The sequence below is a fragment of the Rhodoglobus galactosidasius genome, assembly GCF_054957775.1.
In genome coordinates this window covers 81,952-106,120 of the sequence record NZ_JBQIAV010000003.1, presented here as the reverse complement: position 1 = coordinate 106,120, position 24,169 = coordinate 81,952, and the positions used below count along the sequence as shown (strand labels likewise).

Sequence of the window (24,169 nt, the reverse complement as noted above, 5' to 3'; positions counted from 1 at the left end):
ACCTCCTAGCCATCATGCGCGGCCGCCCCGTGAGGCAGCTTTTATTGTGCGCCCTTTTCCTTACCGTAGCCCTCGCCGCTGGCAATGTCACGAGCCGCTCCGGTTCTTGGAGTGAACCCGATGGTTACGGCTGCGATCACCGTGCCGCCGGCCGCAGAAATCGCCCGCGCTGCCTCGTCAATCGTGGCTCCGGTCGTGAGAACGTCGTCCACAATGATGACTTTGCTTGCCCCAAGCCAGCGTGTCGCAACGAATGCGCCCCGCACATTTGTGGCCCGCTGCTGTGCCCCGAGCAGCTTTTGGCTCGTGGTCTCTTTGGCCACCCTCAACACTCGTGCGTGGCGAACTCCTGCCGCGCGCAGCACGAGCGATACCGGGTGATAGCCCCGCGTTCGAAAAGCACGCTTGCTGGTGGGAACGGCGACGATCTGAACCGGGTCTCCACCCCCACCGCCGGCCGCACTCGGTGCGTCGAGCGTCATCCGCAGCGCGGAAAGAAACGCGTGAGAAAGCGGCCGAGCTTGGTCGGTGCGATGCTGATTCTTGAATGCGAGCAGTACTCTGCGTACCGGGCCCTCATAACGCAGGGCGGCGTAGACGCGCACGTGCTGAGGAGTTGAGTGAATCGTGGGCGCCGCGACAAGGCTGCGAGCGCACTCCTGACATAGCGCGCGATCGTGACTCTGACATCCGGCGCACTCGACTGGCATGAGCACAGCCCAGGCATCCCGCAGCGCCTCGCGTGCGGTTGCGATCCACCAGCGCAGAGAGTTGTCATTGTTGTTGTCTGGGAACGTCATGCTCCGAGCGTGCACGCGCGCCCACAAGCGTGTGGGGCCCCGCGTGAGGTTTGTGGAGAGGCTCTACTGCTGCACGGCCATGTAGGAGGCGTCGAGGCCGGTACGCACCCACCCCTGACTCCCCTGCGGGCGCCACACTTCGCCATCCGCAACGAGCCTGAGGCCATCGGTATTGGTTCCGGCGCTCACAAGCTGTCGCGCGCCGTCCACATCGCCAAGGTTCTCTGTTGGTCCACCGAGGCTGAACGCGGTTGCTGCAACAGAATCGTCATTCGCCGAAAGTGTGGCCACCGTACTTGAGCCCACCCAGGCTGCATCAATGGGAGTACCCGACCGGGCCGGCAACGCGGTGGGCTCTACCAGTTGAACGGGCACGTTGCCCTGTTGCCGCACGATTCCATAAACGAGCAACTGCGGCCCAGACGGCGATGAGAGGTACACGAGCAGTCGCGCACCATCGCGCGAAATATCCAGCGACACAATCTCTGAATCTGAAGGCAACGACGACTGAATCGGATGCTCGGTGCCGTCTACCTCGAACGTGGACAGTGACGCGGCATTCCCCCGCTGCGCCGACCAGATAAATCGGAACGGATCGAGCGATGGTGCGGCCAGGCCGGAGCGATCGTCGATGACCCGAGGCGAGACTCCGACCGAAGCGAAGTACGCGGCACCGTCGCCTGCGCGATAGGCAACTGAGAGGCGGTCGGATGAGAGCACTGCTGCGGTTGCCCCGGAACCGGCTACGACATCGCTGAGCTCGCTGATTTCGCTGAGCCCGTTACTGGTGTTGAAACCGAATTCGCTCGCGGTTCCCACCACTAGCGGACCACCGGAGCTAGGCTCGATGACGGCAGCGTTCTGCCCGGAACTCGAACTCTGCAGTTCGCGCCCATCAACGGTGAGCACCACAATCGGTGTGTGCAGCGTTGCCGCGAGCTGCTGTCGCATCCGTTCGCGCGCGACAGTGTCTGCCGACAGCGCTTCTGAGCTGAGATCAACGACAGCCCGACCGCTGATCAGGCTGCTCGCGTTGCCCAGAGTCGTGGCTGTCGGGAATGCGGTCAGTACGACGCCCTGTTGGAGCCACGACGAATCTGCTGAGAGAAGAGCTTGAACCGCTCGCGACTGTGACGATTGACGCACCGCGAACCAGCGCAGATCGGGGATCAGGTAGGCAAAACTGGGGTCGAAATAGTAGAGGACCTGCTGCTCGAAGCTAACCTCGAACCCGTTGCTCGACAACACAATTCCTGGCGGCGCTGAGGCAATTCGCCACTCACCGCCGCGACGTTCAAAATCGAATGTCAAAGTTTGCGATGCCGGTGAACGCAACTCTGAGTACACGCCCCGCTCATCAATCACAGCCTGAGCCGAAAATGAGTAGGTGAGAGCGTCTTCTTCGAGTGCTGGCGAGACCGTCGGAAGCTTGTCTCGCTCTCGAATTGTTGCGCTCGCCGCAGGCTTCCACGAGTCGCTCATATCTTGAGTCAAGAATTCCCGAGCCACGGAGTAGTCCCGAGTTGGTGCACGCACCGCGTTCATAAAGTCGGTAAGAATCTGCTCCTGAGTTGAGCCCGCGACTGGACCCTCCGCAACAATTTCGAAATTGGGATCGAGTTGCTCATCGATGAGAGGACCAGCCTCAACCTCGCTCGAGGTTGGCACGCCAACGCAGCCGCTCAGGGCGGCGATCGCCACGCTCGCGACGATGAGGTAGGCAAGCTTCGATGTTTTAGCCATGTGAAGCCTCCAAGCTCGGCACCTCGTCGCTCGGGGGAAGTTCTAATGGAGACGACCGCAGATCGGTGCCTCGAACGCGCGGGATCGTCAGCCGGAAGCACGAACCGTTGTCCCCATCCGACCACACTTCAAGCCAGCCGCCGTGCAACACCGCATCCTCGAGCGCGATCGCCAAACCGAGGCCTGTGCCACCTGTGGTTCGTTGTCGAGACGGATCAGCGCGCCAGAAACGGTCAAATACGCGCTCAAGGGCAGCTGTGCTCATTCCCACGCCGTAATCGCGCACAGCGATCGCAACGGCATCCGCATCACTATCGACCCAAATAACGATCGGCAGACCGTCTCCGTGGTCAATCGCATTGCTGACCAAGTTCTGGAGGATACGGCGGATGCGGCGAGGATCAACATCCGCCTCAAAGTAGCCACCGGGGGCCACCAACCGCAGCTCAGAGCCCTTGCTTGCCGCCAGCGACGTAAGACTCTCGATTGCATCTTCGACGAGCCGTACGAGGTTCGTAGGCTCAGTCTCCATATCGACCGCACCCGCGTCGTAACGACTCATTTCGAGCAGGTCTGCAAGCAGGAGCTCAAAACGTTCAACCTGGGTATGCAGCAGCTCTGCCGTGCGCGCGGTCGCCGGCGGGAAGCTTTCGCGTTGGTCGTAGAGCACATCACCCGCGAGCCGAATTGTGGTGAGGGGTGTGCGCAACTCGTGCGAGACATCCGACACAAAACGCTGTTGCACTTGCGACAGTGCGGCCAGGCGCGTGATCTGATGCTGCATGCTCGTCGCCATGCCATTGAAGGAGCGTGCCAGTGTGGCGATGACGTCATCACCCTGCACAGGAATGCGCACCTCAAGCTCGCCTGCCGCCAGACGTTGGCTGGTTTCAGCCGCAAATTTCACCGGCCCGACTACGAGCCGAACGACGAGATAGGTTACGGCTCCGATAAGGGCGAGCAGGGCAAAACCACCGAGACCAAGAGTGCGCTGAACCACAACGAGAGTTTCTTGAGTATCGCTGATGTCGTACACGAGATAGAGCTCGTATTGTGCCCCACGAATGTCGAGTGTCGATCCGACGACCAGCCCCGGACGTATCGTGCCATCGGTCGGGTGGTTCAGTGCGACCGACTGCCAGTAAGTGCGTTGCTCGGTTGATTCACCGACAGTGTCTCTGAGTTCTTGCGAGATGACGACGTAAGAACTCAGATCCTGCGACTGAACGTTTGTGGGCACGCGAGCGCCCTCTTGGCCTGGGCTGCGAAGAATGGCATAACTTGTGCCACCGGTGCTCGACGCAACGCTCTCGATGACCCCTGCAGCGTCGCCCATCATGACGTCGAGGTCTTCGAGCCCGAGCCCCTCGTCTGCTGCATCAAAAAACTGTTGACCGGCCAACGTGGCGTTGGCAGAGGTGCGGGTGAGTTGTTCACGACTCGCGTCGAACAGGTTCGCTCCGACGCTCAGCGACATATACCCAGCGATAACCGCAACGGCCACTGACGACAACAGCACCGTGATTGCCACCGTGCGCAACTGGAGCGACGAGCGCCACAGTGCAGCGAGCCGCTGCACTAACTCGCGCCAGTCGAAATAGCGCATACCTGCTACGCGCTGCTGCCCGCGCGGTAGCCAACGCCGCGAACCGTCATAACAATCTTGGGATTGTCAGGATCTTCTTCAACCTTGGCGCGCAGTCGCTGAACGTGGACGTTCACTAGGCGAGTATCTGCCTTGTAGTGATATCCCCACACCTGCTCAAGCAGCATTTCGCGCGTGAAGACCTGCTCAGGCTTCATCGCAAGAGCGAGAAGAAGCTCAAATTCGAGAGGTGTCAGGTTGATTTTGGTGTCGCCGCGGCGCACCTCGTGGCCCGTGACATCCAACTCAAGGTCACCAACAGTGAGGGTGCCCGTGGCCGCATCGCTTGCTGGACGCAACCGGGTGCGCACGCGGGCGACGAGCTCTTTGGGGTTGAAAGGTTTGACAACGTAGTCGTCAGCGCCACTCTCGAGACCTTTAACGACGTCCGCTGTATCGCTCTTAGCAGTCAGCATGATGATCGGAACGCCCGACTCTTCGCGGATGCGCGCACAAATTTCGATGCCGTCCATACCGGGCAGCATCAAATCGAGCAGCACAAGGTCGGGCGCGGCCGACTTGAAAGCGTCAAGCGCCAGGGCGCCATCTTGGCAAAAAAACGGTTCATATCCTTCAGTGCGTAGAACGATTCCGATCATCTCTGCCAAGGCAGTGTCGTCATCGACTACTAGAATTCGCGGGTTCACGTGTCCTCGATACTTTCTAGCTCTCGGGCTAACAGGGTGAGAAGCTTTCGCATAAGAATAGTCGAGTGTGAAAGCATGAGTGCGATTCAATTGACACAGTTCAACATTCGAGGGTGAGACGTGAGCAATAACAGTCCGTGGCAATCGCCAGATAGCAGCGCAAATAACAGCGAGTCCGGGCTCTATTCACCACCGGAGTCTGCCCCGAGCGCTCCGCAGTACGGCACGCCAGCTCCTAGCTGGACTCCTCCGCCCAAACCGGGCCTCATTCCGTTGCGCCCGATGACACTCGGCACGGTGCTCTCGGCATCACTGATGGTATTGCGCCGCAATCCTCGCCCCATCTTTGGGCTTTCGGTGATCATCATGGGCATCATCACTGTCGCATCGCTCGTATTAGTCGGCATCATCACCGTCTCCGGCATTGACCGCACGCTCAGCGCTAGCGAAGCAGACGCCGCAACTATCGAAGCCGGTGCGACAGCGAGCGTCATTCTTGCCGCGCTCCTCGCAGTCTCGCTGTCACTCATCGGCGGCTCAATCCTGCAAGGAATCGTCTCCCTCGAGGTCGCACGCGGCGCCGTCGGCGAAAAGTTGCGCTTACGTGGACTCTGGAACGCCGCAAAAGGTCGGCTGTGGGCTCTCATCGGCTGGTCTGCACTCGTCGCCGTTGCTTCGTTCATCGGCATCGTCGTGTTCGCTCTCGTTGCCGCACTCTTCTTCGCCATTGGCGGCACCGCGGGAACCGTATTCGGAGTGCTCGCTGTTTTTGGTGGAATCGTCATCGGGCTGGTCGTTATGGCGTGGCTCGGCACCAAGCTCGCTTTCGTGCCGAGTGCACTCATGATCGAGCGACTAACTCTCGGGCGCGCCATACTCCGCTCCTGGTCACTCGTTTCTGGAAGCTTCTGGCGCACCTTCGGCATCCTTGCCCTGATCATCGTGATCGTGCAGACAGTGTCTGCCGTTGTGACCGCCCCGCTGAGCTTCATTGGTGGAATCGGGGCGAGTCTGCTCAACCCCACTGGCAACGAAGACGCAGCGTTTGCGTCCTTAATCGGCCTCTACGTCGTGACTATGATCATCTCGGTCGCGATCGGCGCCGTCACGATCATCATTCAGTCAGCCGCCCCCGCATTGCTCTATATCGATTTGCGGATGCGCAAGGAGGGGTTTGATCTCGAACTCACGCGATTCGTTGAAGCGCGTCAGGCCGGCGACAACTCAGTGCCTGACCCCTACCTCACGCACGACAGCAAAGCATCACGCTCAGCCGAGCCGTCACCTTACGCGGCTTCATGACCCTAGAGACTTTCTCGCCAACCGCGCCCGCAGCGTTGCCCCACTGGCTTGCTCGCGCGGTATTTCGCGAGGTTCCTGTCGACCCCGACTCGGGTCAAGCGACCGATTGGCTCATCAACGAGCTATCACAAGCTCCGTATCAGGCAGCCAAGCCAACGCTGTTCGACCGCGTCTCCAAGGCGTTTAGCGACTGGCTTGCTTCACTGACCATTGGCGATGGCAACGCCATCCCAACCGTGGCGCTCGTCGTGCTCATCGCACTAATGGCAATAGCGATAATCGCCGCGATCATCGTCTACGGCCTCCCCCGTCTCAATCGCAAGAGTCGCCACCAAGACATCCTTTTCGGCGAAGCTGATCGCCGAACGGCAGCCCAGCTGCGGGATGCCGCCGAAAAAGCGGCCGCACGAGATGACTTCGCAAGCGCAATCGCGGACATGTTCCGTGCAATCGCTCGCGGCCTCTCTGAACGCACCCTTGTCACCATGACCCCCGGTACCACCGCACACGGTTTTTCCGTACGAGCCGCACATGCTCTCCCAGAGTGCACTGAGGAACTCGCTCGCAGCGCCGACACCTTTGACCTCGTCCGCTACATGCGCAAGCCTGCGACGCGAGAACAATACGAACAGCTGCGGGCCCTAGAACTGCGTGTTCGAGCTGCCAAGCCGAACCTTACCGAGGCGGCACTGTGAGCGCCCCTACGGTAGTTACCCCGCGCATCCGCACCGCTCTCAAACGAGCACTGTTCTGGATCATCGCAGCGCTGTTTCTGCTGAGCGTGGCAATCGTAAGCGTGAGCCTCGTGGGCACAGCAGTCGAAGGTCCACCTCTCGAGCCCACGAGCCCTCACGAATCAGGAACGCAGGCACTCGCTGAGGTTCTGCGGCAACAGGGTGTCGACGTGATTGTCACCACTAGCCTCAACGATACCCGTGACGCTCTGGCAGGGTCAGGCGACAGCGCCCTCTTCTTCTCCAACTTTGACGGCTACCTGACCGACGACCAGACCGCCGAAACTTCCGGCCTGGCCAGCACCGTCGTTCTGGCCGAACCGGGAATCGCCGCACTGCTCGCCGTCGCCCCAGAAGTCGCCAATGCGGGCACAAGGGTCGGTACCGTAACGGCAGAATGCTCTTCGCCTCTCGCGTCGAAGGCCCCCGAGATCACCGCTGGCCCCTCCAGTCTGCGGATCATCGATGCTGATGCCGAAGCTACTGGCTGCTACGGAAGCGACGAGCTCGGCTACGGCCTCATCTCTCTCGATCGAGGCAACACTCAACTACTGCTGCTCGGCGCAACCACTGCGCTGACCAACGGAGAGATCACTAGCGCAGACAACGCCGCCTTCGCGCTGCGGGTGCTCGGCCAGCAGGACACCCTCGTCTGGTACACCCCCAGTTTCGCGGATGTCTCAGACAGCGGCGCGATAAAAACCTACGACGAGCTCGCCCCAGACTGGGTACTCCCCGTCGTCTGGCTCACGGCGCTCACGCTGCTCGCGGTCGCGCTCTGGCGAGGACGTAGGTTCGGGCCACTGGTCATCGAAAAGCTGCCAGTGACCGTGCGCTCGAGCGAAACGATGCAGGGTCGCGCGCGGCTGTACGAAAAGACCGCGGCACGACTTCACGCCCTCGACGCGCTGCGCATCGGATCGATCCGGCGACTCGCCGCCCTATGTGGCATGGCGAGCACAGCATCCGTCGACGACGTCATCAACCGGATCGCTGTTCTCATCGATCTGCCCGTTGCCCAATTGCGAAGTCTGCTTGTTGATGTCGCCCCCACCAACGACAACGAACTGCTTGCACTTTCGGATGAACTGCTCACGCTTGAACAGCGCGTCGAGTCTGCCGTCCGCCCCGTCTAAACACTCAACACCGCCGACACCCTCAGCACCACCGAGCCAAACAGCACCACCGAGCCAAAGATAGAGAAGAATCGAGATATGACTGACGAGCAACTGCGGCACGCATTCACTCAACTCCGCACCGAAGTAGGCAAGGCCGTTGTTGGCCAGGATGCTGCGGTGACCGGGCTCACGATCGCTCTGCTCACCGGTGGGCACGTGCTGCTCGAGGGCGTTCCCGGTGTCGCAAAGACTCTGCTGGTTCGCACTCTCAGCCGCGCGCTTCAGCTCGATACCAAGCGCGTGCAGTTCACTCCCGACCTCATGCCCGGCGATGTCACCGGTTCATTGGTCTATGACTCCAAGTCTGGCGAGTTCGAGTTTCGCAAGGGACCAGTGTTCACAAACATCCTGCTTGCGGATGAGGTCAACCGCACCCCACCCAAGACGCAGTCATCTCTGCTCGAGGCCATGGAAGAGCGGCAAGTATCTGTCGACGGGCAGTCGCTGAAACTGCCTGTGCCGTTCATGGTCGCCGCAACGATGAACCCCATCGAGTACGAAGGCACCTACACGCTGCCCGAAGCCCAGCTCGACCGCTTTCTGCTCAAGCTCGTGCTCGATCTTCCCGAGCGCGACGCCGAGATTGAGGTTCTCACGCGCCACGCTGCGGGCTTCAACCCGCGCGACCTTGCCGCTGCGGGCGTCACGCCCGTGCTCGACGCCGCAATGCTCGCTGCTGCACAGGCCGCCGTCGCCCAAGTAGGGGCGAGTCCCGACGTGATTGAGTATGCCGTAGACCTTGCGCGGGCCACACGCCAGAGCCCCTCGGTAAAACTCGGCGTGAGCCCCCGTGGTGCCATCGCACTAATCTCTGCGGCAAAGGCGTGGGCGTGGCTGACCGGAGCCGACGCGATCACGCCCGACCACGTTCAGAGCATGGTGTTGCCAGTGCTTCGCCACCGCATCCAACTTCGTCCAGAAGCCGAGCTAGAAGGCGTCTCTCCTGACGTCATCCTGCGGTCGATCGTGCAGCAAGTGCAGGTACCGATCTAATAATGGCGCTCTCTGGATGGTTCGTTGCGTTCGTGGCGTTCGGGATAGTTCCGATCGTCATCACTGGCGAACCCGCAGTGCTGATCTTGTGGATTCTCTTTGTGATCGCGCTGGGGCTCATCGACATGGCGCTCGCGGTGTCGGTGCGTTCGCTGCGTTTCGAGCGCACCTCCCCTGACCGGTTGCGCCTCGGTGAAACTACGAGCGCGACACTACGAATCACCAACCCCGCACGACGCCGACTCCGCGCAATCGTGCGCGACGGATGGCAACCCTCTGCAGGCGCGCACACCAACCGTGCGCGGCTATCGGTGCCGGGGCGCGAACGCCGCAAACTCACCACAGTGCTCACTCCGCTGCGGAGGGGAACGCGTGAGGCTGCGCACATCACGGTGCGTTCCTACGGGCCTCTCAGGCTCATCGCTCGCCAGACCACCGTCGTCGTACCCGGTTCGTTCACTGTGCTGCCGCCGTTCAATTCCCGCAAGCACCTGCCATCTCGGTTAGCTCGACTGCGCGAACTCGACGGGGCTACGAGCATCATGATCCGCGGCCAAGGCACCGAGTTCGACAGCCTGCGTGACTATGTTCGCGGCGACGATGTGCGGTCGATCGACTGGCGCGCCACTGCCCGGCGCTCTGAGCTAGTAGTTCGCACTTGGCGCCCCGAACGCGACCGACGAGTCGTAATCGTGGTCGACAGCGGGCGCACGTCGGCCGCCCGCATCGACGATGAGCCACGAATCGACACCGCGTTTGAGTCTGCACTTCTCCTTGCCGCGCTCGCCTCCAGCGCCGGCGACCACGTGGATTTCATCATCTATGACCGCCGCGTTCGCGCCCGCGTTCAGGGAGCCGCTGGCCCCGACCTGCTCTCAAAAATGGTCAACGGAATGGCCCCGGTACAACCAGAACTTATCGAGATGGACTGGAATTCGGTGCCCGGCCTCGTGCGCCAATCCACATCGCAGCGGGCCCTCGTGGTGCTCGCCACAACAGCGGAATCCCCCGGCGCGAGCCGCGGACTGCTCGCAATGCTCCCCCAGCTGACAGCCAAACACACCGTTGTGGTGGCATCCGTCGCAGACCCATCGATTGTGGATGCTACGCGCGACCGTTCGAACCGTGACGCCGTCTACCAGGCTGCGGCTGCAGAGCGCGCTCTACTCGATCAGTCGCGCGTGGCCACCGCGATCAACCAGCTGGGAGCTTCAGTAGTTTCGAAGCGCCCCACTGACTTGCCGCTCGCTCTTGCCGATCACTACATCGCGTTGAAAGCTGCGGGCAAGCTCTAGCCCGAGAAGTGGCGCCCACTGTGTGCGCAACAAAACTCGGTTCCAGCGCCCCACCAGTCAGGTTGATGCGGGCACTCAATTAAGTCCGTGCTGCGAGGACTATAGCGCTCCGCCGGCCGACGCTGGGGCCGACGCATCGTCGCCCTCGCCGACACTCTCGCGCACGAGATAATTCTCGACATCGAACAAGTTCTCTGCCCGGTTCATGATGGTGAGAAGTGTTGTCATCGAGGCGACTTCTTCGACCTGCTCTTTCAGGAACCAGAGCATGAACTGCTCACCTAGCGCGTCATCTTCGGTGCGTGCCGCAGCAAACAGTGCCTCAATTTGCTTCGTGACCCGCTTCTCCTGCGCGAGCGCGAGCGCGATCGGTGCACTCTCATCCGTGAAATCGTTGATAACGGAATCAATGCCCGGGATTGTGATGCCGAGATCCCGATCAAGCCGGTACTGCACGAACATCAAGGCGTGGTTGCGTTCTTCGATGGACTGCCGGTAGAAATGTTTGGCCAGCTGGGGCAGGTCGCGGTTGTCAAACCAGACAGCGATAGCGATGTACTGCTGCGAGGCGGCGAACTCGTGACCGATCTGTTCACCGAGCAGTTGGTCGAAACTTGTTCTCTTCATACCTCAACGGTACTCGCAGCCACCGAAGGTTGCCAGGGTACCTCCCACCAGCGAGGGAGCTGGTGGGAGGCTGACACGCTGGGTGGTGCGGCTCTTGCTAGTCGTTGTTCGACTCGGTGACGTCCGCCTGCTCCTGTGCGAGAACCGATCCATTGCCGGCATCGATCTTCACCTCGGTGACGGTGCCGTCTGCCGCAGTAACCTCGACCTCGTAAACAACGAAGCCGTTCTCATTGCCGAGCTCAGCGGTGCCCGCCGTGCCAGACACCGCTGTGGTGGCTGCAGCGGATGCCTGCTCGGGAGTGATCGTTGCAAGCGACGTCAGCGCTGCAGACTCTGCCGCTTCGTCCGCGGTTTCTTTCGCCGCGTTCTCGGGCCCTTCTGCTCCTTCGGCTGCGTCATTGGCTTCCGCAGGTGCCTTGACGCTACCGACGTACGAGGGATTCTGCTCGTTCGTGTCGCTCGCTCCACTTGGTGCAGGCGACGCGGATGCAGCGACGGCCGCTCCCGCGCCACCGAGGGCGAGGGTTGCGACAAGGGCGCTGGTGACGATCGTCTTCTTGACTGTTGACTTCATGTCGTTCTCCTTCTCATTGTCATGAACCACCACGGGGGCGGTTGCAGACTTTCCTTCGATGAACGACCGGGTGGTTTCCGGCCATAACTCGACGTTACGAGGGTGATGATGAGGCCAACGTGAGAGCTGTGCAGCTCACTGCCCGCTCTCAGGAAATGTCATTGTGATGGCTGTGACCGTCACAGACTCATGGGCGGGTACCCCTAGTTGGCGACGATGTGGGTGGCACCAGCATCGAATTCGCTGAGGTCACCGGTGTTGCCCGCGCGAGCACTGCGCCCACCGAGAATCCACTGGTAGGCCAAGAATCCGGTCAGCGCGATCGTGCCGATGCCAATCTTGATGGGCCACGGCCAGTCTTGACGCGTGACGAAGCCCTCGATGATGCCCGAAACAAGCAGTGCGAGAATCAGCCCGATGACGATAGTGAAGAGCGCGCGACCGTCTTGGGCGAGCGCTTGCGCGCGGGTGCGAGCGCCGGGCGCAACCCACGACCAGAAAATCATCATGCCTGCAGCACCGGCAACGAAGATCGCGTACAGCTCTAGCTGACCGTGCGGTGCGATGTAGAGAAAGAAGACATCGAGTCGGTCGAACTCATTCATGATCGCCGCGGTGAAGCCGAGCTGTTGCGCGGTGTTGAACAGCAGATAGGGCACATAAACGCCGACAATCCCAAAGGCAATGGACTGCGTAGCGATCCACGCGTTATTGGTCCACACGAACCCCGTGAATGACCCGCCCGAGAACTCTGAGTAGTAGCCGACAAAGTCGTCGCTGGCAAGCGCCTCACGCTCAGCTGGGCTGCCGAAGTTGGCGAGCACCTGCGGATTAGAGATCGCCCACCAGGCGAACAGGAACCCGACGAAGAACGTGGCAGCTGCAAGTGCGAGTGACATCCACCGCACCCGATAGAGAGCGGCAGGCAGTTGCACAACAAAAAACTGAGGCAATTGACTCAACAGGTTTGCGGATGCGCCGGTGAAGCGCAGGCGTGCGCGACTGAGCGTGAGCGATAAGCGATCTGCCTGTGCCGACTGCCCGCTGCTGGTCTTCATGGCCGAAAGATTGGTGGCCCCCGACTGGTAGAGGTCGATAAGTTCATCGACTTCTGAACCGGAAAGTCGGCGTTGTGCCCCCAATTGGGCAAGCCGATCCCAGTCTTCGCGGTGCGCGGCGGAGTATGAGTCGAGATCCATCTGCTTAAATGATGTCATGCCCGGCACACAAATGAGCAACACTCTTGCCTATGAGGATGAACCCGACGAGTTGGTCACCGGCGAAGCGGTGGCGTTAGAGCTTCGCTCAGCAAGTTTTGTGTTGCGCGCTGCTGGTTCGATCATCGATTTCTTGGCGTATGGAGCTGCCCTCGTCGGTCTGCTCTATGGGGCGTTCGCGTTTGCTACGAATGCTGGCCTCGACACCGCCATCGGCCAAGCGCTGACGGTCAGTTCGCTGGTGATTTGTCTCGTCGTACTCCCCACCGCTGTTGAAACTCTGAGTCGAGGAAAGTCTCTCGGCAAGCTCGCAATCGGAGCACGCATCGTTCGCAACGATGGCGGCGCGATCGGATTTCGCCACGCTTTCATCCGCGCCCTTCTCGGTGTGCTCGAGATTTTCATGACGGCGGGCGGGCTCGCCGCAATAGTCGGCCTGCTCAATAGCCGCGCGCAGCGCCTCGGCGATCTTGTTGCTGGTACCTACAGCCAGTACGAGCGCGTGACCAAGTTTGCGAACCCCGTTGTGCAACTTCCTGGGAAGTTGACCGAATGGGCTCGCACGGCAGACGTCGCCAAGATGCCGGATGCTCTGGCTCGACGCATCTCACACTTCTTGGTTGCCGCACACGGCTACACCGCTGTTACGCGTCGACAGCACGCGGCCAATCTCGCCAACGAAGCCGCGGCTTTCGTGTCACCACTACCTCACGTCGAACCCGAGGTCTTTCTCTCCGCCGTCAGCGCTCTCAGGAGAGAGCGCGAGACGGTAGCGCTCACCGGAGAAAAAACTCGGCTCGGCATTCTGGAGCCAGCGCTCACGAGTGTTCCGCGTGGCTTCCCAAGCAACCGCGGTTAGACGGCTGCCCCGAAGTGCTCCGTTGTTCGCCGCACCGCGGATCTGCATGTGGCGGCTCAACCGTTTTACTTGGACAGAATGAGGGCAAGTGCGCGGTCGCGAATCTTCTCCAATTGGGCCACCGAACCTGCCTCAACGTTCAACCGCAACAACGGCTCTGTGTTGGAGGCACGCACGTTGAACCACCAAAACGACTCCGCATCACTCGTGATGCCCGTGACCGTGAGGCCGTCAAGCTCGTCGAACTCAGCCTCGTCGGCAAAAGCCTCGCGAATGCGGGCCGTCGCGGCAGGAACATCGTCGACCACGGAGTTGATTTCACCGCTGCTGGCGTAAGGCGAATAGCGCTCGGAGAGCACCGAGAGGAGTTCGGGCTGTGAACCAAACTCGGCAAGCAAATGCATCGCGGCGAGCATCCCGTTGTCAGCACCCCAGAAATCGCGGAAGTAGTAGTGCGCGGAGTGTTCGCCACCGAAAATCGCACCGGTCGCCGCCATCTGATCCTTGATGAGCGAATGGCCAACGTTCGTGCGAACGGGAATCGCGCCAGCGGCAGTGATCGTCTCCGGCACAATGTTCGACGTGATGAGGTTATGGATGACGTGGATGTCGCCCTCGGGCTGTAGCGCCCGCACGCGGTGAATTTCGCGTAGCGCCACCACCGCAGCGACCGCACTCGGAGTCATCGGGTTTCCGCGCTCGTCGACGACGAAGCAGCGGTCGGCATCGCCATCGAAGGCGAGCCCGGCATCCGCACCGTGTTCGATCACAGCTTTCTGGAGGTCAACAATGTTGGCCGGCTCAAGCGGGTTTGCTTCGTGATTGGGGAACGTGCCATCGAGTTCGAAATACATGGGGATGATTTCGATCGGAAGCTCCGGGAGCCCTGCCGCTGTTGAGAGCACCGCTGGCACTGTCATGCCGCCCATGCCGTTGCCAGCATCTACGACGACGCGCATCGGCCGAATGCTGCTCAGATCGACGAGTTCGCGCAGGTAGCCCGCATAACCAGCAAGAACATCAACCTCACGCTGCGAACCAGGCTGGCCAACTGTCTCAATGCCCGACCCGAGATAGGCCTGGGCGCGGTCACGGATCGACCTCAAACCAGTGTTGAAGCTGATGCCCTGAGCACCCGCCCGGCTGAACTTGATGCCGTTGTACGTTGCCGGATTGTGGCTGGCCGTAAACATTGCGGCTGGAGCATTCAACGATCCGGATGCGTAATAAGTTTCATCAGTAGAGCACAGGCCGATCAGCACAACGTTGCCGCCGCGAGCGCGCGCACCCGCCGAGAATGCTGCCGCGAAACCCGGTGAGGAATCTCGCATGTCGTGACCGACGATGATTTCGCTGCCCGCAGCATCCACTTCGTCAACGAAGGCCGCGCCGAGCGCCTCAACCACATCATCAGTGAGCTGAGAACCGACAAGACCACGAACGTCGTAGGCCTTGATGAAGGGGGTTAAATCGATAGCGTCAGCTTTGCTCATGCCCCAAAACTACATGGCGTACGACCTGCCACCCCAGAGGCACAGACAGCCGCTCAGCATGGCGGGCGCACAAATCGTAGCTGTGTGGCTCTGCGTTGTAGCTCAGCGGGCCAAGAACGGCCATCGAGTCTGAGTAGACATACGTGAGAGTGGCTTCGGCTTCTTCGTTGCAGGAGACCTTGCTACACGGGCGCTGATTCATCGTGAGTCCTAGCCTACGACCGCGCACCCACAGGTGGGCAACTACGGACCGTAGAATGGTCTCGTGGTTAGATCATCGAAGCGAGTGCAGACACGCTCTGTACGCGGCAACTGGCGGGATCGCCACGGCCGCGGCATCCGCGCTGCCGTCACCGGGCCGCACCTGCCCCTCTTGCGCAGTCGCCACGGCAACTTCGAGCTCACGGTCGCCTCAGCGGCCCAATTCTTGAAGGAGATGTGGCCAGAAGAACTCGCCAACGCGCGTTTCGAAGTCGGGCTCATGCCGGGCAGCAGCCCAGAAGGCACCAAGGTTAACCGCTGGAAAGTGATTGCCGACGAGCACCGTATCGTTCTCTTCCGCCTGCCCATAGAACGCATGGCCAGGTTGCACCGCGACGACGAACTACACCGACGGATGCTCATCGAGAGCTGCGTCTTCCGTGCTGTTGCCGAATACCTCGGCAAAGACCCGTGGGAACTCGCGCCAGATCGCTTTCGACACTTCTAACGCGCGCAGCGATTCCGACTTCTGCTCCGTTCGCTGCAGCACGAGCGCATCACGTTACGGAAAGACCGTCAACGGTGAAGACCCGGGAGTCTGCGGGTCGATCGCGTATGCCGCGATGAAGCCGTATTGCGCCTGAGTCACACTGACATGCACAGGCGTGCTGTGCCCGAGTGTGTAGGTGGTTCCGTTTGAGACCGGCGCTCGCAGCGCCGCACCCGGTTCAATCGTGAATTCTTCTACGACACCGGCCGCGGATGTTAACGTCACACTCGCTGCATCGTCGCCAGGGTTCACAATATTAAGCATCGCTGCCAGACCTGCTGCAACCGTGAACTGGGTGTCGTCAACTAGCGCTGGGCTCGCCGCGAACCAAGCAAAGTCTGTCGCCGTGACCTTGCCGCCGGCAAGCACGGCAGAAGTTGTGCGCGCCGAGGCGACAATCGGAACATCAGACTCGATCTGCAAAGAATAGGCGCCCGTTTCGAGTTGTTCCATCGGAATATCCGTAACCACACCGGCACTCAGATCAAGGCTGAAGGTGATGGGTGCACGCTTGACATCCGCGGGAGTCAGCGTTGCTGAAATTGAGGCGGCTTTCTCGCCAGGAACGAAAACCCGCACAACGGCGATCAGATCATCAGCTTGAATCACAGTTCCGCGCAGCGCCTGCACCGCCTGAAGATCGGTCACAACGATTCCAGGAATCACCACGGATCGAGAAGCTAGCTGCGTAGGTCCCACAATTTCTACGCCACCAGGATCAAGACCGCGCACGATCGACTGCTGAAGTTCAGCAGTGATCTGGCCGCCCGTGCTTGTGACATGAACCACCGGCGAGGCAACACCCGGAGCAAATCCAGCCAAGGAGAGCACGCGCTGCCCGTTAGGGGGCACCACAATTCCTGCAGTACCCGCCGCCGACACAACGCCGCGCTCATCGAAGATGTCCAGGGTGACCGTTGAGGCGACCTCCGTGGGATTAGTGAGCGAAACGAGAGTAGTGCGACCCGTCGTCGTTGCCCCACCAACGAGCCAACTGTCGCCACCGACAGCCCGGCATCCCGCGGATGCAAAACCAACGTAGTCGCCAACACTTACGGACTGCGATTGGGCGCCGCTCAGTCGCACCTGGCTCTGCGGAGCCTGCACGTCAGGGGCTGCACTGAGCACTAGGGGTGCCGCGACTGCCTCGCCCGCTTCGGCATCCGAAGCGGTGATACGTGCTTGCTCCACCGCACCGGAGCTCGACGAGAATCGTGTAATCGCTTGACCGAGGGTGAATACCGAGGATGCTGCTGCGCCAGACTCATCGGACAACCGCAAGAGTGGCCCAGGGCAGGTGAGCTGCTGCGCCGTGGGTACCGGGACAATTACCGCGCTTGGCGCCTCGGCACTGAGTGAGGGCAAGTCGACAAAAGTCGCGCCCAGTACCACGGCAGCCGCCGTACCGATTCCTACGATGCCCACAATGACGCGAGCGCCGACTAGAGCAGCCGCCTTTGCCGATACCGGACGTCGCGTGCTCGATGCCGGTTCGACAGCGCCGGTCAGCTCCGAATCATCATCAAACTCAGCTCCAGTGGGCTCGTCGGGCAGGGCCGCTGCCTCATCGTGTGTGGGATCGTTGCCGGTCATTCGCTCGCCTCAATCACGGTCACGGCACTCTCTGCCTTTGCCGCACGCAACCGCCGGCGACGTGTCGTAGGAATTGCCAACAACAAGGTGAGACCAAAGATCAGTGCCTGCCCGGCGAGAATCGCCTGCCCAAGCTGAGTACCGATGTTGCTCGGTCCCGCAGCGTTCGTCGTTTCGCTCCCCTCGGGATAGTGCCAGAGGTAGCCCTGATCGGTGTCGCCGATTGGGTTAAGCAGACTGTTGCCATCGAGCGCTTCGATAATCCGCTGACGCGTTTCCGCAGCATCCTGATTCGAGTCTGGGGTCAGCACAATGAAGGCGATCTGAAGATCGTTGAGCTCGGTCGCCACATCAAAGCCGCTGCGAGATGCGATATTGCCCGCGAGTGTCGCGTTTCGTTTCGCTGCGGCCGAAAGCTCGGTGCTGGTCGCCGCAATCGTCGACTGCTCATCAAGCCCAGAGCCCCGGCCACGATGCACATCTACCGCGATAGTCGAATCTGAGGTGACTGTGAGCTGCAGCGTGCCGAGTCCGTCGCGTTGAGTTGACTCGGCCGAAACGAAAGCAGGAAGCAAACGGCCGTTGCTTGCCAACACAGGGACGGCTCCGGATGTCAGCGACCACATTGGTGCCGCGGCAAGCACGAGCACCCCGGCCAGGGCAACCAACGCGGGCAGCGCTGCGTGTCGTGCGAGGTTTTCAACGGAGACAACAACGGCACCGCACAGCCCCAACCAGTACAGGCTGAGGGCCGCGCCTGCCCAGAGCACAACCGACGATTCACCCGCCGAGCTCACCGACACATGCGTGGCAGCCACTGCGGTCACAAAACCCAGTAGAGCGAGCGATAACGATGGGATCGCGCGACGGGTCCCTGGAACGAAGAGACTCATCAGCGCGAGTGCGGCAAAAGGAGACAACAGAAGCGCAACGAGAAGCGGGGCGTACTGGTCGTTGAGTCCCAGCGTCGACAGCAGTGTGCTCCAGCCGTTTGATCCAGGAACAACGCTTCCGATCGCAAGCTGCCAGCCGTTGGATGCAACGCGAGCTACCGGCACTCCCGGATCAGCAAAGATTGCCCACACGGTGCCGCGAGCTACCTGCTGCACCACCAGCGGGGCGAACAGAGCGGCCGCCGGGAGCACGATCCACAGCAGGCGGTGCGAAGACTTGGGCCGCGCAATCATCCATGCCACCAGCGCGATCAGCAACGCAGGAATCACACTGGGGGCCGACGCCGCAATCGCCGCAAAGAGGATCGCTGCAATTGCCGACATTGCCCAGTTGTCGGCGGCCCGAAGCACCGTGAGCACAAGCCACGGAAGCAGGATGTGCACAAGCACCGCGCCCACTTGCCCCTCGCCGAGCGAGATCAAGAAGCTGGGCGCTAACGTCCATGCTGCGGCTGCGAGCGTCGGTGCCCACGTGCGCTCAGAAATGGATGCCGCACACAGCCAGGCTGCGAGCGCAGCAAGTGGAAGTGCCACCAGATACAGCACGACGATACTGAACGATGGATTCCAGAAAGTCAGCGAGCCCATCACGGCCAGAACTACAGCAAAGGGGTCTGCCGCCACGACCTGTTGCGCCAAATCGTTCCAGCCGTAGCCGATATGAGCCCACAGCTCGGCAACGCTCGACGACAGCGGAAGCAACGCTCCCCCAGACAGCGCCTGAACCTCCACAAATCGGGAAAAACTGATTACGCCAGCGACCGCAGCAAGAAGCACAACCCACGCGCCTCCATTATTGAAGAAGCGAGGGCGAGCAACCTCGAATGCCGCGTCTGGTGCATCACCGCTGCGCTCATGGGCGCGCAGCTCACGCAGCTCCGCCCACGACACCCGTAGCGGATCGACCGCGCCAAAACTGAGCCGCTTATTGCGTTTGAGATTGCGTCTCGCCGCCACTACACCGCCATCAAAGATCGCCGCAAAAGCGGCAGCAAACTCGCCGGCAACCGCCGTAGGCCGTTTGGCCACCAAATGCCCGAGCGAGCGCAAAATCGCGAGCGGCAGCAGAGTGAGCCAGTGCAGGGGCACCGCAAACCCGGGTGCGTAGACCAGGCGCCGGTGCAATTGGGCAAAGCGCTGAACCCGGTTATGTGCGGCCGCCGAAACAGAACGCTTGCCAAAAAGCTCAGGGCCTCCGGCGCTCGCAACGCGAGCATCGGCGACTGCGACAACCCGGTGACCGGCCAGACGCACTCGAACACAAAAGTCGAGTGCAGCATCCACCGATGTCAGCTTCGGATCAAAGCCGCCCAAGGCGCTCCACACTTGGCGCCGCACAAGCATTCCTGCGCCGGTTACGCCCAAAGTGTCGGTCTGTACATCGTGCTGAGCTTGGTCGAGCTCATCATTGACGAGTCCGAGCGAGCGCCCGAGGGGTGTCAGGGACTCACCAAAGTTTGAGATGACTGCAGGGTCGTCCCAACGCACGAGCTTGGGGCCAGCGACCGCAACCGACGGCGCGATCTCCACCGCACCAAGAAGGGCTCGCAGTGCGTTTGGATCGGGGGCGCTGTCGTGACTCAGCAGCCACAACCACTCGTTCTCGGCTGCCTGCGGTGCCGCCGTCTCCAAGGCTTGAGCGATTGCGCCGCCAAAAGTACGACGGCCGTGAGAGTCAGCGATCTGCGCCGGCGCAGACTCAACCATGATCGACAACGACTCATCGCTGGATTCGGCATCAACCGCGATCACCGAATCGGGTCGCCGAGTTTGCGCCGCAATCGCGGCTAGCGTTCGTGGCAGATATTTGGCGCCATTTCGGGCGACGATGACTGCTGTGACTCTCGGCTGCATTTGTTTGAGACTATGCGTCGAGGGCACTCAGCAGCACTCGACTCGCTGCGGTTGAGCGAGTCTGGGAATTACCCTCAACGAAAAGCCAGAGCAGTTAGCTGGCGCGGGTTAGCTAGCGCGCTTGCGCAGCTTGCGACGTTCACGCTCTGACAGACCGCCCCAAATACCGAATCGCTCATCGTTTTCAAGAGCGTACTCAAGGCACTGACTGCGCACTTCGCACGAAGAACAAATCTTCTTCGCATCCCGAGTCGAGCCGCCCTTTTCAGGGAAAAACGCTTCAGGATCAGTTTGGGCACAGAGCGAATCTGTTTGCCACGAGAGCGCATTGCCGTCTTCGTCGGCGAGCGGTTGCCGCACACCAGGGATCCCGAGTCGTACGGGATCAACAAACCAGTCGTCCGGAACTCCCGAGCGGTATCCGCTGTTGCCCATCTGGTCTCTCTCCCCTCCGCCTTTAATGCTTCGCATCAAATCGCGTTACATAATTACACCGTTGTAGTTACCTCACGTCAAGTCGCAGATGATAATTGCCTCGACCAGAACTTCAGGGTTATGGCGCGCCGTGACTTCCGTTAACTCAGCAAAGCGAGATCGTGATCGACCATTGCCGACACGATTTCATCAAACTTTACCGTTGGTGACCAACCTAGAATCTTCCGAGCCTTGCTCGCGTCCCCCAGTTGTAGGGCGGCATCCCCTGTGCGTAGGAGAGTGTCAGACACTCGCACGCGGTCCTGCCAGTCATCGACACCGGCGCGCTCGAACGCTGCCGCCACAAAGTCACGAACCGAGTGCGAGACACCAGTGGCTATGACAAAATCATCGGCTTCCGAGTGCTGGGCTGCTCTCATTAGGGCTTCAGCGTAGTCGGGCGCCCACCCCCAATCGCGTTGCGCATCTAGGTTTCCGAGCTCAAGGGTCTCTTGCAAGCCCCGTGAAATGCGGGCGGCAGCAGCCGTAATCTTGCGGGTCACAAAGGTCTCAGGGCGTCGCGGAGACTCGTGGTTGTACAGAATCACCGACGATGCAGCCACGCCAGCAGTGCGATAGGCACCTACAAGACCGTGTGCGTACGCCTTAGCCGCCCCATACGGGCTCGTCGGGCGCACGGTCGTCTGCTCGTTTTGTGGCGACTCAGTGGGCGCACCGAAGATCTCAGCGCTTGATGCCTGAACAAAGCGGATGTCGGTGTTGCCGCGATCGTGGATCACCTTCACCGCTGCCAACATCTCGGCAACCGCCGCGCCATTCAGTCTCGCCGTGAGAGCCGGATTTTGCCACGACTGGTAGACCGAGCTCAGGGCAGCAAGATTGTAGATCTCGTTCGGCTCAACGTCTGAGATGAGTTGTGCGATCGCGCTATCGGTGGCGAGGTCTAGTTCGTGAGCGACGACACCGTTGGTGACAACCTCATCCGCATCACGCGTGACGCCGTGAACCTCATAGCCCTGGGCAAGCAAGAGCTCTGCAAGGTACGAACCGTCTTGGCCGGTGACCCCGGTGATCAGTGCGCGTGTCATTTGATGCCGGCAAGCTCTTTCTGCTCGACGAGGTCGGCCTCAACCATCATCGCGATAAGTTCGGGGAACTTGACTGTTGGCTCCCAACCAAGCTTTGCTTTTGCTTTGGCAGAGTCGCCCACGAGCAGGTCGACTTCTGCCGGACGCCTGAAGCGCTCATCCAATTCGACATAGCTGCTCCAGTCGTCAATGCCGACAGCGGCAAAAGCATGATCGAGCAGTACGCGGATGCTCTGGGTCTCGCCAGTCGAAATGACGTAGTCATCTGGCTCATCCTGTTGCAACATCAGCCACATCGCCTCGACGTAGTCGCCCGCGAAGCCCCAGTCGCGCTGAGCGTCAAGGTTGCCGAGAGTGATCTTGTCTTGCAAACCCAGCGAAATACGTGCCACAGCGCGGCTGACCTTGCGCGTCACGAACTCTGGTCCGCGGCGCGGAGACTCGTGGTTGAACAGCACACCAGACGACGCATGCATGCCATAAGACTCGCGGTAGTTGATGGTCATGTAGTGGCCGTAAACTTTGGCAACGCCGTAGGGCGAGCGTGGCCAGAGCAGAGTGTCTTCGTCTTGCGGCACCGTCTGAACTTTGCCGAACATTTCTGAACTCGAGGCTTGATAGAACCGCACTTGCTGGCCAGTCGCTGCCATGTGAAGGCGCACCGCTTCGAGAGCGTTGAGCACGCCCATGCCGGTAACTTCGCTGGTGAGATGTGCGTTCTCCCACGAATACGCAACGAACGAGATTGCGCCGAGGTTGTAGAACTCGTCGGGCTTAGCGACGCTCATTGCGCGCATCAGGCTCGACAGGTCGGTGAGGTCGCCGGTCAGAATTTCGACATCCGGGATAACCCGCTCGAGCAATTCGCGCTTCGGGTTGTTCTGCCCGCGCATGAGGCCGAAGACCTTATAGCCCTTCGACAGCAGCAACTCTGCAAGGTAGAGGCCGTCTTGGCCGGTGATACCTGTAATGAATGCGCGCTTCATAGTTGTCTCTCTTGCTTGCGGCCGGCTCTGCCCGGGTTCTGAACCGAAACTTCGGCGGATGCAACGCTACTGGAACTTGAGCCGTCGTGCAGGGCCCGGCAGCTGAGTCAGCGGCGCAGTTTAGATCTCGGTCGGTGCGTTGTCTGGTCTCGTGGTCGCCACGATGAATGAACCGGCCTTCGCCCGTAGGCGCCACACGAACAGCGCTTGGGTGCACACCGATACGGTTTCGCCGATCGCGAGCCCCCATGCCCCGCCTGCGGCGCCGTACGTTGCACTGAGTATCAGGATGGCGGGCACGCCGACGGCGGCCGCGAGCAGCACGCTCAGCATGAACTGGCGGCGAGCGCCCATTCCGACGAGGGTGATGCGCCCCAAAGATGTGCCAAGCGCAATGCCCAAGGTAGCGACGCCAAGGCCAAGCGCTGTTGCCTGGTTGATGGCGACCTCAGCGCCAAAAAGCACTTCAGACAACCACGGGCCCAGAACGGCAAATGCGGTGAGCCCTGCAAGCCCGAGGCCAGCGTGCACAATAAAGGAACGTCGGATGCGGTGACCAAACTCTGCATCGCCCGCCTCGACAGCCCACCCCTGAAGCGCATTCCCCAGCGCAGACACCGAGTACTGCCCGATGCGATACAGCTTGTCGCCAGAGACGTACGCGGCGGCCTGAGCACTTGCCGCGGTTGCGCCAACAAAGGTGACTGCCAACGAGTTGTATGCTCCCCCAGCAACCTCTGTTGTCACGGCAGAACGGTTTGCGCGGAAGACTTCGCGAATCGCGGACCTGTCGAGACTCATCAGTTCGGTGACACCGGTGGTGCGAATCGCAAACAGGCTCACGCTCAGCAGCGCGGCTGCCACCAACAGCAGCGGGTACCAGAGCACATCACCAGCGTTCAACACGACCACCGCGGCGATGACTGTTGCCCCAATGCGCGGCGAAATCTCATAGATTGCGATCAGACTGGCGCGTCCGAGTCCAATCATGAACCAGGCGCTCGACAGCCCGGTCAGACTCATCGCGACCGCCATGACTGCGGCATCCACTCGGTAGTCACTCGGCGACACTGCGGCAGCGATCGCGCCAGCAAGCACAGCACTCGGCAACCACACCAGAAGTCGAGCCTGCACGCTCGTCGCCAGCAATCGGGGTCGGATGCTCGGCTCAGCCAATGCGATCAGCGGAGGCCCAACCGTGTTGAAGCCGAGCGCGACAATGAGCGCAAAGAACCCGCCACTGGATTGGCCGACCGCTATGGCTAGCCACGCGTCAGCTCCGGCAACTCTCGCCAGGATCGGCAGGAACAGGAACGGGGTGATCAGCGACAGAAACGGCAGCCCCGCAAAGCCGAGGATGCGTTGTGCGAAGCTTCCTCGCGCGGTCATGAGTCCAACA

General features: G+C 60.9%; 22 protein-coding genes. 7 read left to right on the top strand and 15 right to left on the bottom strand.

Features of this window, described 5'->3' with window-relative positions; all coding sequences use genetic code 11:
- Positions 1–41: 41 nt before the first annotated feature.
- The 4 genes from ACTJJW_RS04720 to mtrA all read right to left on the bottom strand — a co-directional run bounded on the left by ACTJJW_RS04720 (position 42) and on the right by mtrA (position 4,835).
- Complete coding sequence (locus ACTJJW_RS04720) at positions 42–800, bottom strand: ComF family protein (protein WP_462642986.1); 759 nt, start codon at positions 798–800, stop codon at positions 42–44.
- Between the two features lie 63 nt (positions 801–863).
- On the bottom strand, positions 864–2,543 hold the full coding sequence (locus tag ACTJJW_RS04715; RefSeq protein ID WP_462642985.1) for an LpqB family beta-propeller domain-containing protein: 1,680 nt from the start codon (positions 2,541–2,543) through the stop codon (positions 864–866).
- The gene (gene mtrB / locus ACTJJW_RS04710) at positions 2,536–4,149 is read right to left on the bottom strand and encodes an MtrAB system histidine kinase MtrB (protein ID WP_462642984.1); all 1,614 of its coding nucleotides are present in this window, start codon (positions 4,147–4,149) and stop codon (positions 2,536–2,538) included. Before mtrB ends, ACTJJW_RS04715 begins: the two co-directional genes overlap by 8 nt.
- A gap of 5 nt (positions 4,150–4,154) precedes the next feature.
- Positions 4,155–4,835 (bottom strand): MtrAB system response regulator MtrA, encoded by a 681-nt coding sequence (gene mtrA, locus ACTJJW_RS04705; RefSeq protein ID WP_449647198.1) that lies wholly within the window; start codon positions 4,833–4,835, stop codon positions 4,155–4,157.
- 120 nt (positions 4,836–4,955) lie between these two features.
- Here mtrA and ACTJJW_RS04700 point away from each other — a divergent pair, with 120 nt between their 5' ends.
- The 5 genes from ACTJJW_RS04700 (at position 4,956) to ACTJJW_RS04680 (ending at position 10,337) form a co-directional block, all read left to right on the top strand.
- Positions 4,956–6,137, top strand: coding sequence for a hypothetical protein (locus tag ACTJJW_RS04700; protein WP_462642983.1), 1,182 nt, complete (start codon positions 4,956–4,958; stop codon positions 6,135–6,137).
- Entirely contained in the window at positions 6,134–6,832 is a 699-nt protein-coding gene (locus ACTJJW_RS04695) for a DUF4129 domain-containing protein (RefSeq protein ID WP_462642982.1), read from the top strand. The genes ACTJJW_RS04700 and ACTJJW_RS04695 overlap by 4 nt, the downstream gene beginning before the upstream one ends.
- On the top strand, positions 6,829–8,007 hold the full coding sequence (locus tag ACTJJW_RS04690; protein ID WP_462642981.1) for a DUF4350 domain-containing protein: 1,179 nt from the start codon (positions 6,829–6,831) through the stop codon (positions 8,005–8,007). The genes ACTJJW_RS04695 and ACTJJW_RS04690 overlap by 4 nt, the downstream gene beginning before the upstream one ends.
- 78 nt (positions 8,008–8,085) lie before the next feature.
- Positions 8,086–9,042 (top strand): AAA family ATPase, encoded by a 957-nt coding sequence (locus tag ACTJJW_RS04685; protein WP_462642980.1) that lies wholly within the window; start codon positions 8,086–8,088, stop codon positions 9,040–9,042.
- 2 nt (positions 9,043–9,044) lie between these two features.
- Positions 9,045–10,337: a DUF58 domain-containing protein gene (locus tag ACTJJW_RS04680; protein WP_462642979.1), complete on the top strand. Its 1,293-nt coding sequence runs from the start codon at positions 9,045–9,047 to the stop codon at positions 10,335–10,337.
- 99 nt (positions 10,338–10,436) lie between these two features.
- Here the strand turns inward: ACTJJW_RS04680 and ACTJJW_RS04675 are convergent, their stop codons facing one another.
- From ACTJJW_RS04675 to ACTJJW_RS04665, 3 genes are all read right to left on the bottom strand, one after another.
- The gene (locus ACTJJW_RS04675) at positions 10,437–10,964 is read right to left on the bottom strand and encodes a ferritin (RefSeq protein ID WP_462642978.1); all 528 of its coding nucleotides are present in this window, start codon (positions 10,962–10,964) and stop codon (positions 10,437–10,439) included.
- 97 nt (positions 10,965–11,061) lie between these two features.
- Positions 11,062–11,541: a PepSY domain-containing protein gene (locus ACTJJW_RS04670; protein WP_462642977.1), complete on the bottom strand. Its 480-nt coding sequence runs from the start codon at positions 11,539–11,541 to the stop codon at positions 11,062–11,064.
- A gap of 203 nt (positions 11,542–11,744) precedes the next feature.
- The gene (locus ACTJJW_RS04665) at positions 11,745–12,740 is read right to left on the bottom strand and encodes a stage II sporulation protein M (RefSeq protein WP_462643208.1); all 996 of its coding nucleotides are present in this window, start codon (positions 12,738–12,740) and stop codon (positions 11,745–11,747) included.
- A 16-nt stretch (positions 12,741–12,756) separates the two neighbouring features.
- On the opposite strand from ACTJJW_RS04665, the gene ACTJJW_RS04660 reads away from it, so the two are divergent.
- Positions 12,757–13,617, top strand: coding sequence for an RDD family protein (locus ACTJJW_RS04660; RefSeq protein ID WP_462642976.1), 861 nt, complete (start codon positions 12,757–12,759; stop codon positions 13,615–13,617).
- A gap of 65 nt (positions 13,618–13,682) precedes the next feature.
- Here the strand turns inward: ACTJJW_RS04660 and ACTJJW_RS04655 are convergent, their stop codons facing one another.
- Together ACTJJW_RS04655 and ACTJJW_RS04650 are read right to left on the bottom strand one after the other, a co-directional pair.
- On the bottom strand, positions 13,683–15,110 hold the full coding sequence (locus ACTJJW_RS04655; protein ID WP_462642975.1) for a phosphomannomutase/phosphoglucomutase: 1,428 nt from the start codon (positions 15,108–15,110) through the stop codon (positions 13,683–13,685).
- On the bottom strand, positions 15,097–15,312 hold the full coding sequence (locus ACTJJW_RS04650; RefSeq protein ID WP_462642974.1) for a DUF3499 family protein: 216 nt from the start codon (positions 15,310–15,312) through the stop codon (positions 15,097–15,099). Before ACTJJW_RS04650 ends, ACTJJW_RS04655 begins: the two co-directional genes overlap by 14 nt.
- A gap of 63 nt (positions 15,313–15,375) precedes the next feature.
- Here ACTJJW_RS04650 and ACTJJW_RS04645 point away from each other — a divergent pair, with 63 nt between their 5' ends.
- Positions 15,376–15,819: a metallopeptidase family protein gene (locus ACTJJW_RS04645; RefSeq protein ID WP_462642973.1), complete on the top strand. Its 444-nt coding sequence runs from the start codon at positions 15,376–15,378 to the stop codon at positions 15,817–15,819.
- Between the two features lie 54 nt (positions 15,820–15,873).
- Here the strand turns inward: ACTJJW_RS04645 and ACTJJW_RS04640 are convergent, their stop codons facing one another.
- From ACTJJW_RS04640 to ACTJJW_RS04615, 6 genes are all read right to left on the bottom strand, one after another.
- Positions 15,874–17,454, bottom strand: coding sequence for a DUF5719 family protein (locus ACTJJW_RS04640; RefSeq protein WP_462642972.1), 1,581 nt, complete (start codon positions 17,452–17,454; stop codon positions 15,874–15,876).
- On the bottom strand, positions 17,451–20,261 hold the full coding sequence (locus ACTJJW_RS04635; protein WP_462642971.1) for a glycosyltransferase family 2 protein: 2,811 nt from the start codon (positions 20,259–20,261) through the stop codon (positions 17,451–17,453). The genes ACTJJW_RS04640 and ACTJJW_RS04635 overlap by 4 nt, the downstream gene beginning before the upstream one ends.
- Positions 20,262–20,369: 108 nt before the next feature.
- The gene (locus ACTJJW_RS04630) at positions 20,370–20,696 is read right to left on the bottom strand and encodes a WhiB family transcriptional regulator (protein WP_462643207.1); all 327 of its coding nucleotides are present in this window, start codon (positions 20,694–20,696) and stop codon (positions 20,370–20,372) included.
- Positions 20,697–20,836: 140 nt separating this feature from the next.
- A complete protein-coding gene (locus ACTJJW_RS04625; RefSeq protein ID WP_462642970.1) occupies positions 20,837–21,784 on the bottom strand; it encodes a GDP-mannose 4,6-dehydratase in 948 nt (315 codons plus the stop codon).
- Positions 21,781–22,770, bottom strand: a complete 990-nt coding sequence (locus ACTJJW_RS04620) for a GDP-mannose 4,6-dehydratase (protein ID WP_462642969.1) — start codon at positions 22,768–22,770, stop codon at positions 21,781–21,783. The genes ACTJJW_RS04625 and ACTJJW_RS04620 overlap by 4 nt, the downstream gene beginning before the upstream one ends.
- A 120-nt stretch (positions 22,771–22,890) precedes the next feature.
- Positions 22,891–24,159: a lipopolysaccharide biosynthesis protein gene (locus ACTJJW_RS04615; RefSeq protein ID WP_462642968.1), complete on the bottom strand. Its 1,269-nt coding sequence runs from the start codon at positions 24,157–24,159 to the stop codon at positions 22,891–22,893.
- Positions 24,160–24,169: the final 10 nt, after the last annotated feature.

Coding starts and splice junctions, on each gene's coding strand:
- ACTJJW_RS04720 (WP_462642986.1), bottom strand. CDS start 800: ATGACGTTCCCAGACAACAACAATGACAACTCTCTGCGCTGGTGGATC.
- ACTJJW_RS04715 (WP_462642985.1), bottom strand. CDS start 2,543: ATGGCTAAAACATCGAAGCTTGCCTACCTCATCGTCGCGAGCGTGGCG.
- mtrB (WP_462642984.1), bottom strand. CDS start 4,149: ATGCGCTATTTCGACTGGCGCGAGTTAGTGCAGCGGCTCGCTGCACTG.
- ACTJJW_RS04695 (WP_462642982.1), top strand. CDS start 6,134: ATGACCCTAGAGACTTTCTCGCCAACCGCGCCCGCAGCGTTGCCCCAC.
- ACTJJW_RS04685 (WP_462642980.1), top strand. CDS start 8,086: ATGACTGACGAGCAACTGCGGCACGCATTCACTCAACTCCGCACCGAA.
- ACTJJW_RS04680 (WP_462642979.1), top strand. CDS start 9,045: ATGGCGCTCTCTGGATGGTTCGTTGCGTTCGTGGCGTTCGGGATAGTT.
- ACTJJW_RS04675 (WP_462642978.1), bottom strand. CDS start 10,964: ATGAAGAGAACAAGTTTCGACCAACTGCTCGGTGAACAGATCGGTCAC.
- ACTJJW_RS04670 (WP_462642977.1), bottom strand. CDS start 11,541: ATGAAGTCAACAGTCAAGAAGACGATCGTCACCAGCGCCCTTGTCGCA.
- ACTJJW_RS04665 (WP_462643208.1), bottom strand. CDS start 12,740: ATGGATCTCGACTCATACTCCGCCGCGCACCGCGAAGACTGGGATCGG.
- ACTJJW_RS04660 (WP_462642976.1), top strand. CDS start 12,757: ATGCCCGGCACACAAATGAGCAACACTCTTGCCTATGAGGATGAACCC.
- ACTJJW_RS04655 (WP_462642975.1), bottom strand. CDS start 15,110: ATGAGCAAAGCTGACGCTATCGATTTAACCCCCTTCATCAAGGCCTAC.
- ACTJJW_RS04650 (WP_462642974.1), bottom strand. CDS start 15,312: ATGAATCAGCGCCCGTGTAGCAAGGTCTCCTGCAACGAAGAAGCCGAA.
- ACTJJW_RS04640 (WP_462642972.1), bottom strand. CDS start 17,454: ATGACCGGCAACGATCCCACACACGATGAGGCAGCGGCCCTGCCCGAC.
- ACTJJW_RS04635 (WP_462642971.1), bottom strand. CDS start 20,261: ATGCAGCCGAGAGTCACAGCAGTCATCGTCGCCCGAAATGGCGCCAAA.
- ACTJJW_RS04630 (WP_462643207.1), bottom strand. CDS start 20,696: ATGGGCAACAGCGGATACCGCTCGGGAGTTCCGGACGACTGGTTTGTT.
- ACTJJW_RS04625 (WP_462642970.1), bottom strand. CDS start 21,784: ATGACACGCGCACTGATCACCGGGGTCACCGGCCAAGACGGTTCGTAC.
- ACTJJW_RS04620 (WP_462642969.1), bottom strand. CDS start 22,770: ATGAAGCGCGCATTCATTACAGGTATCACCGGCCAAGACGGCCTCTAC.
- ACTJJW_RS04615 (WP_462642968.1), bottom strand. CDS start 24,159: ATGACCGCGCGAGGAAGCTTCGCACAACGCATCCTCGGCTTTGCGGGG.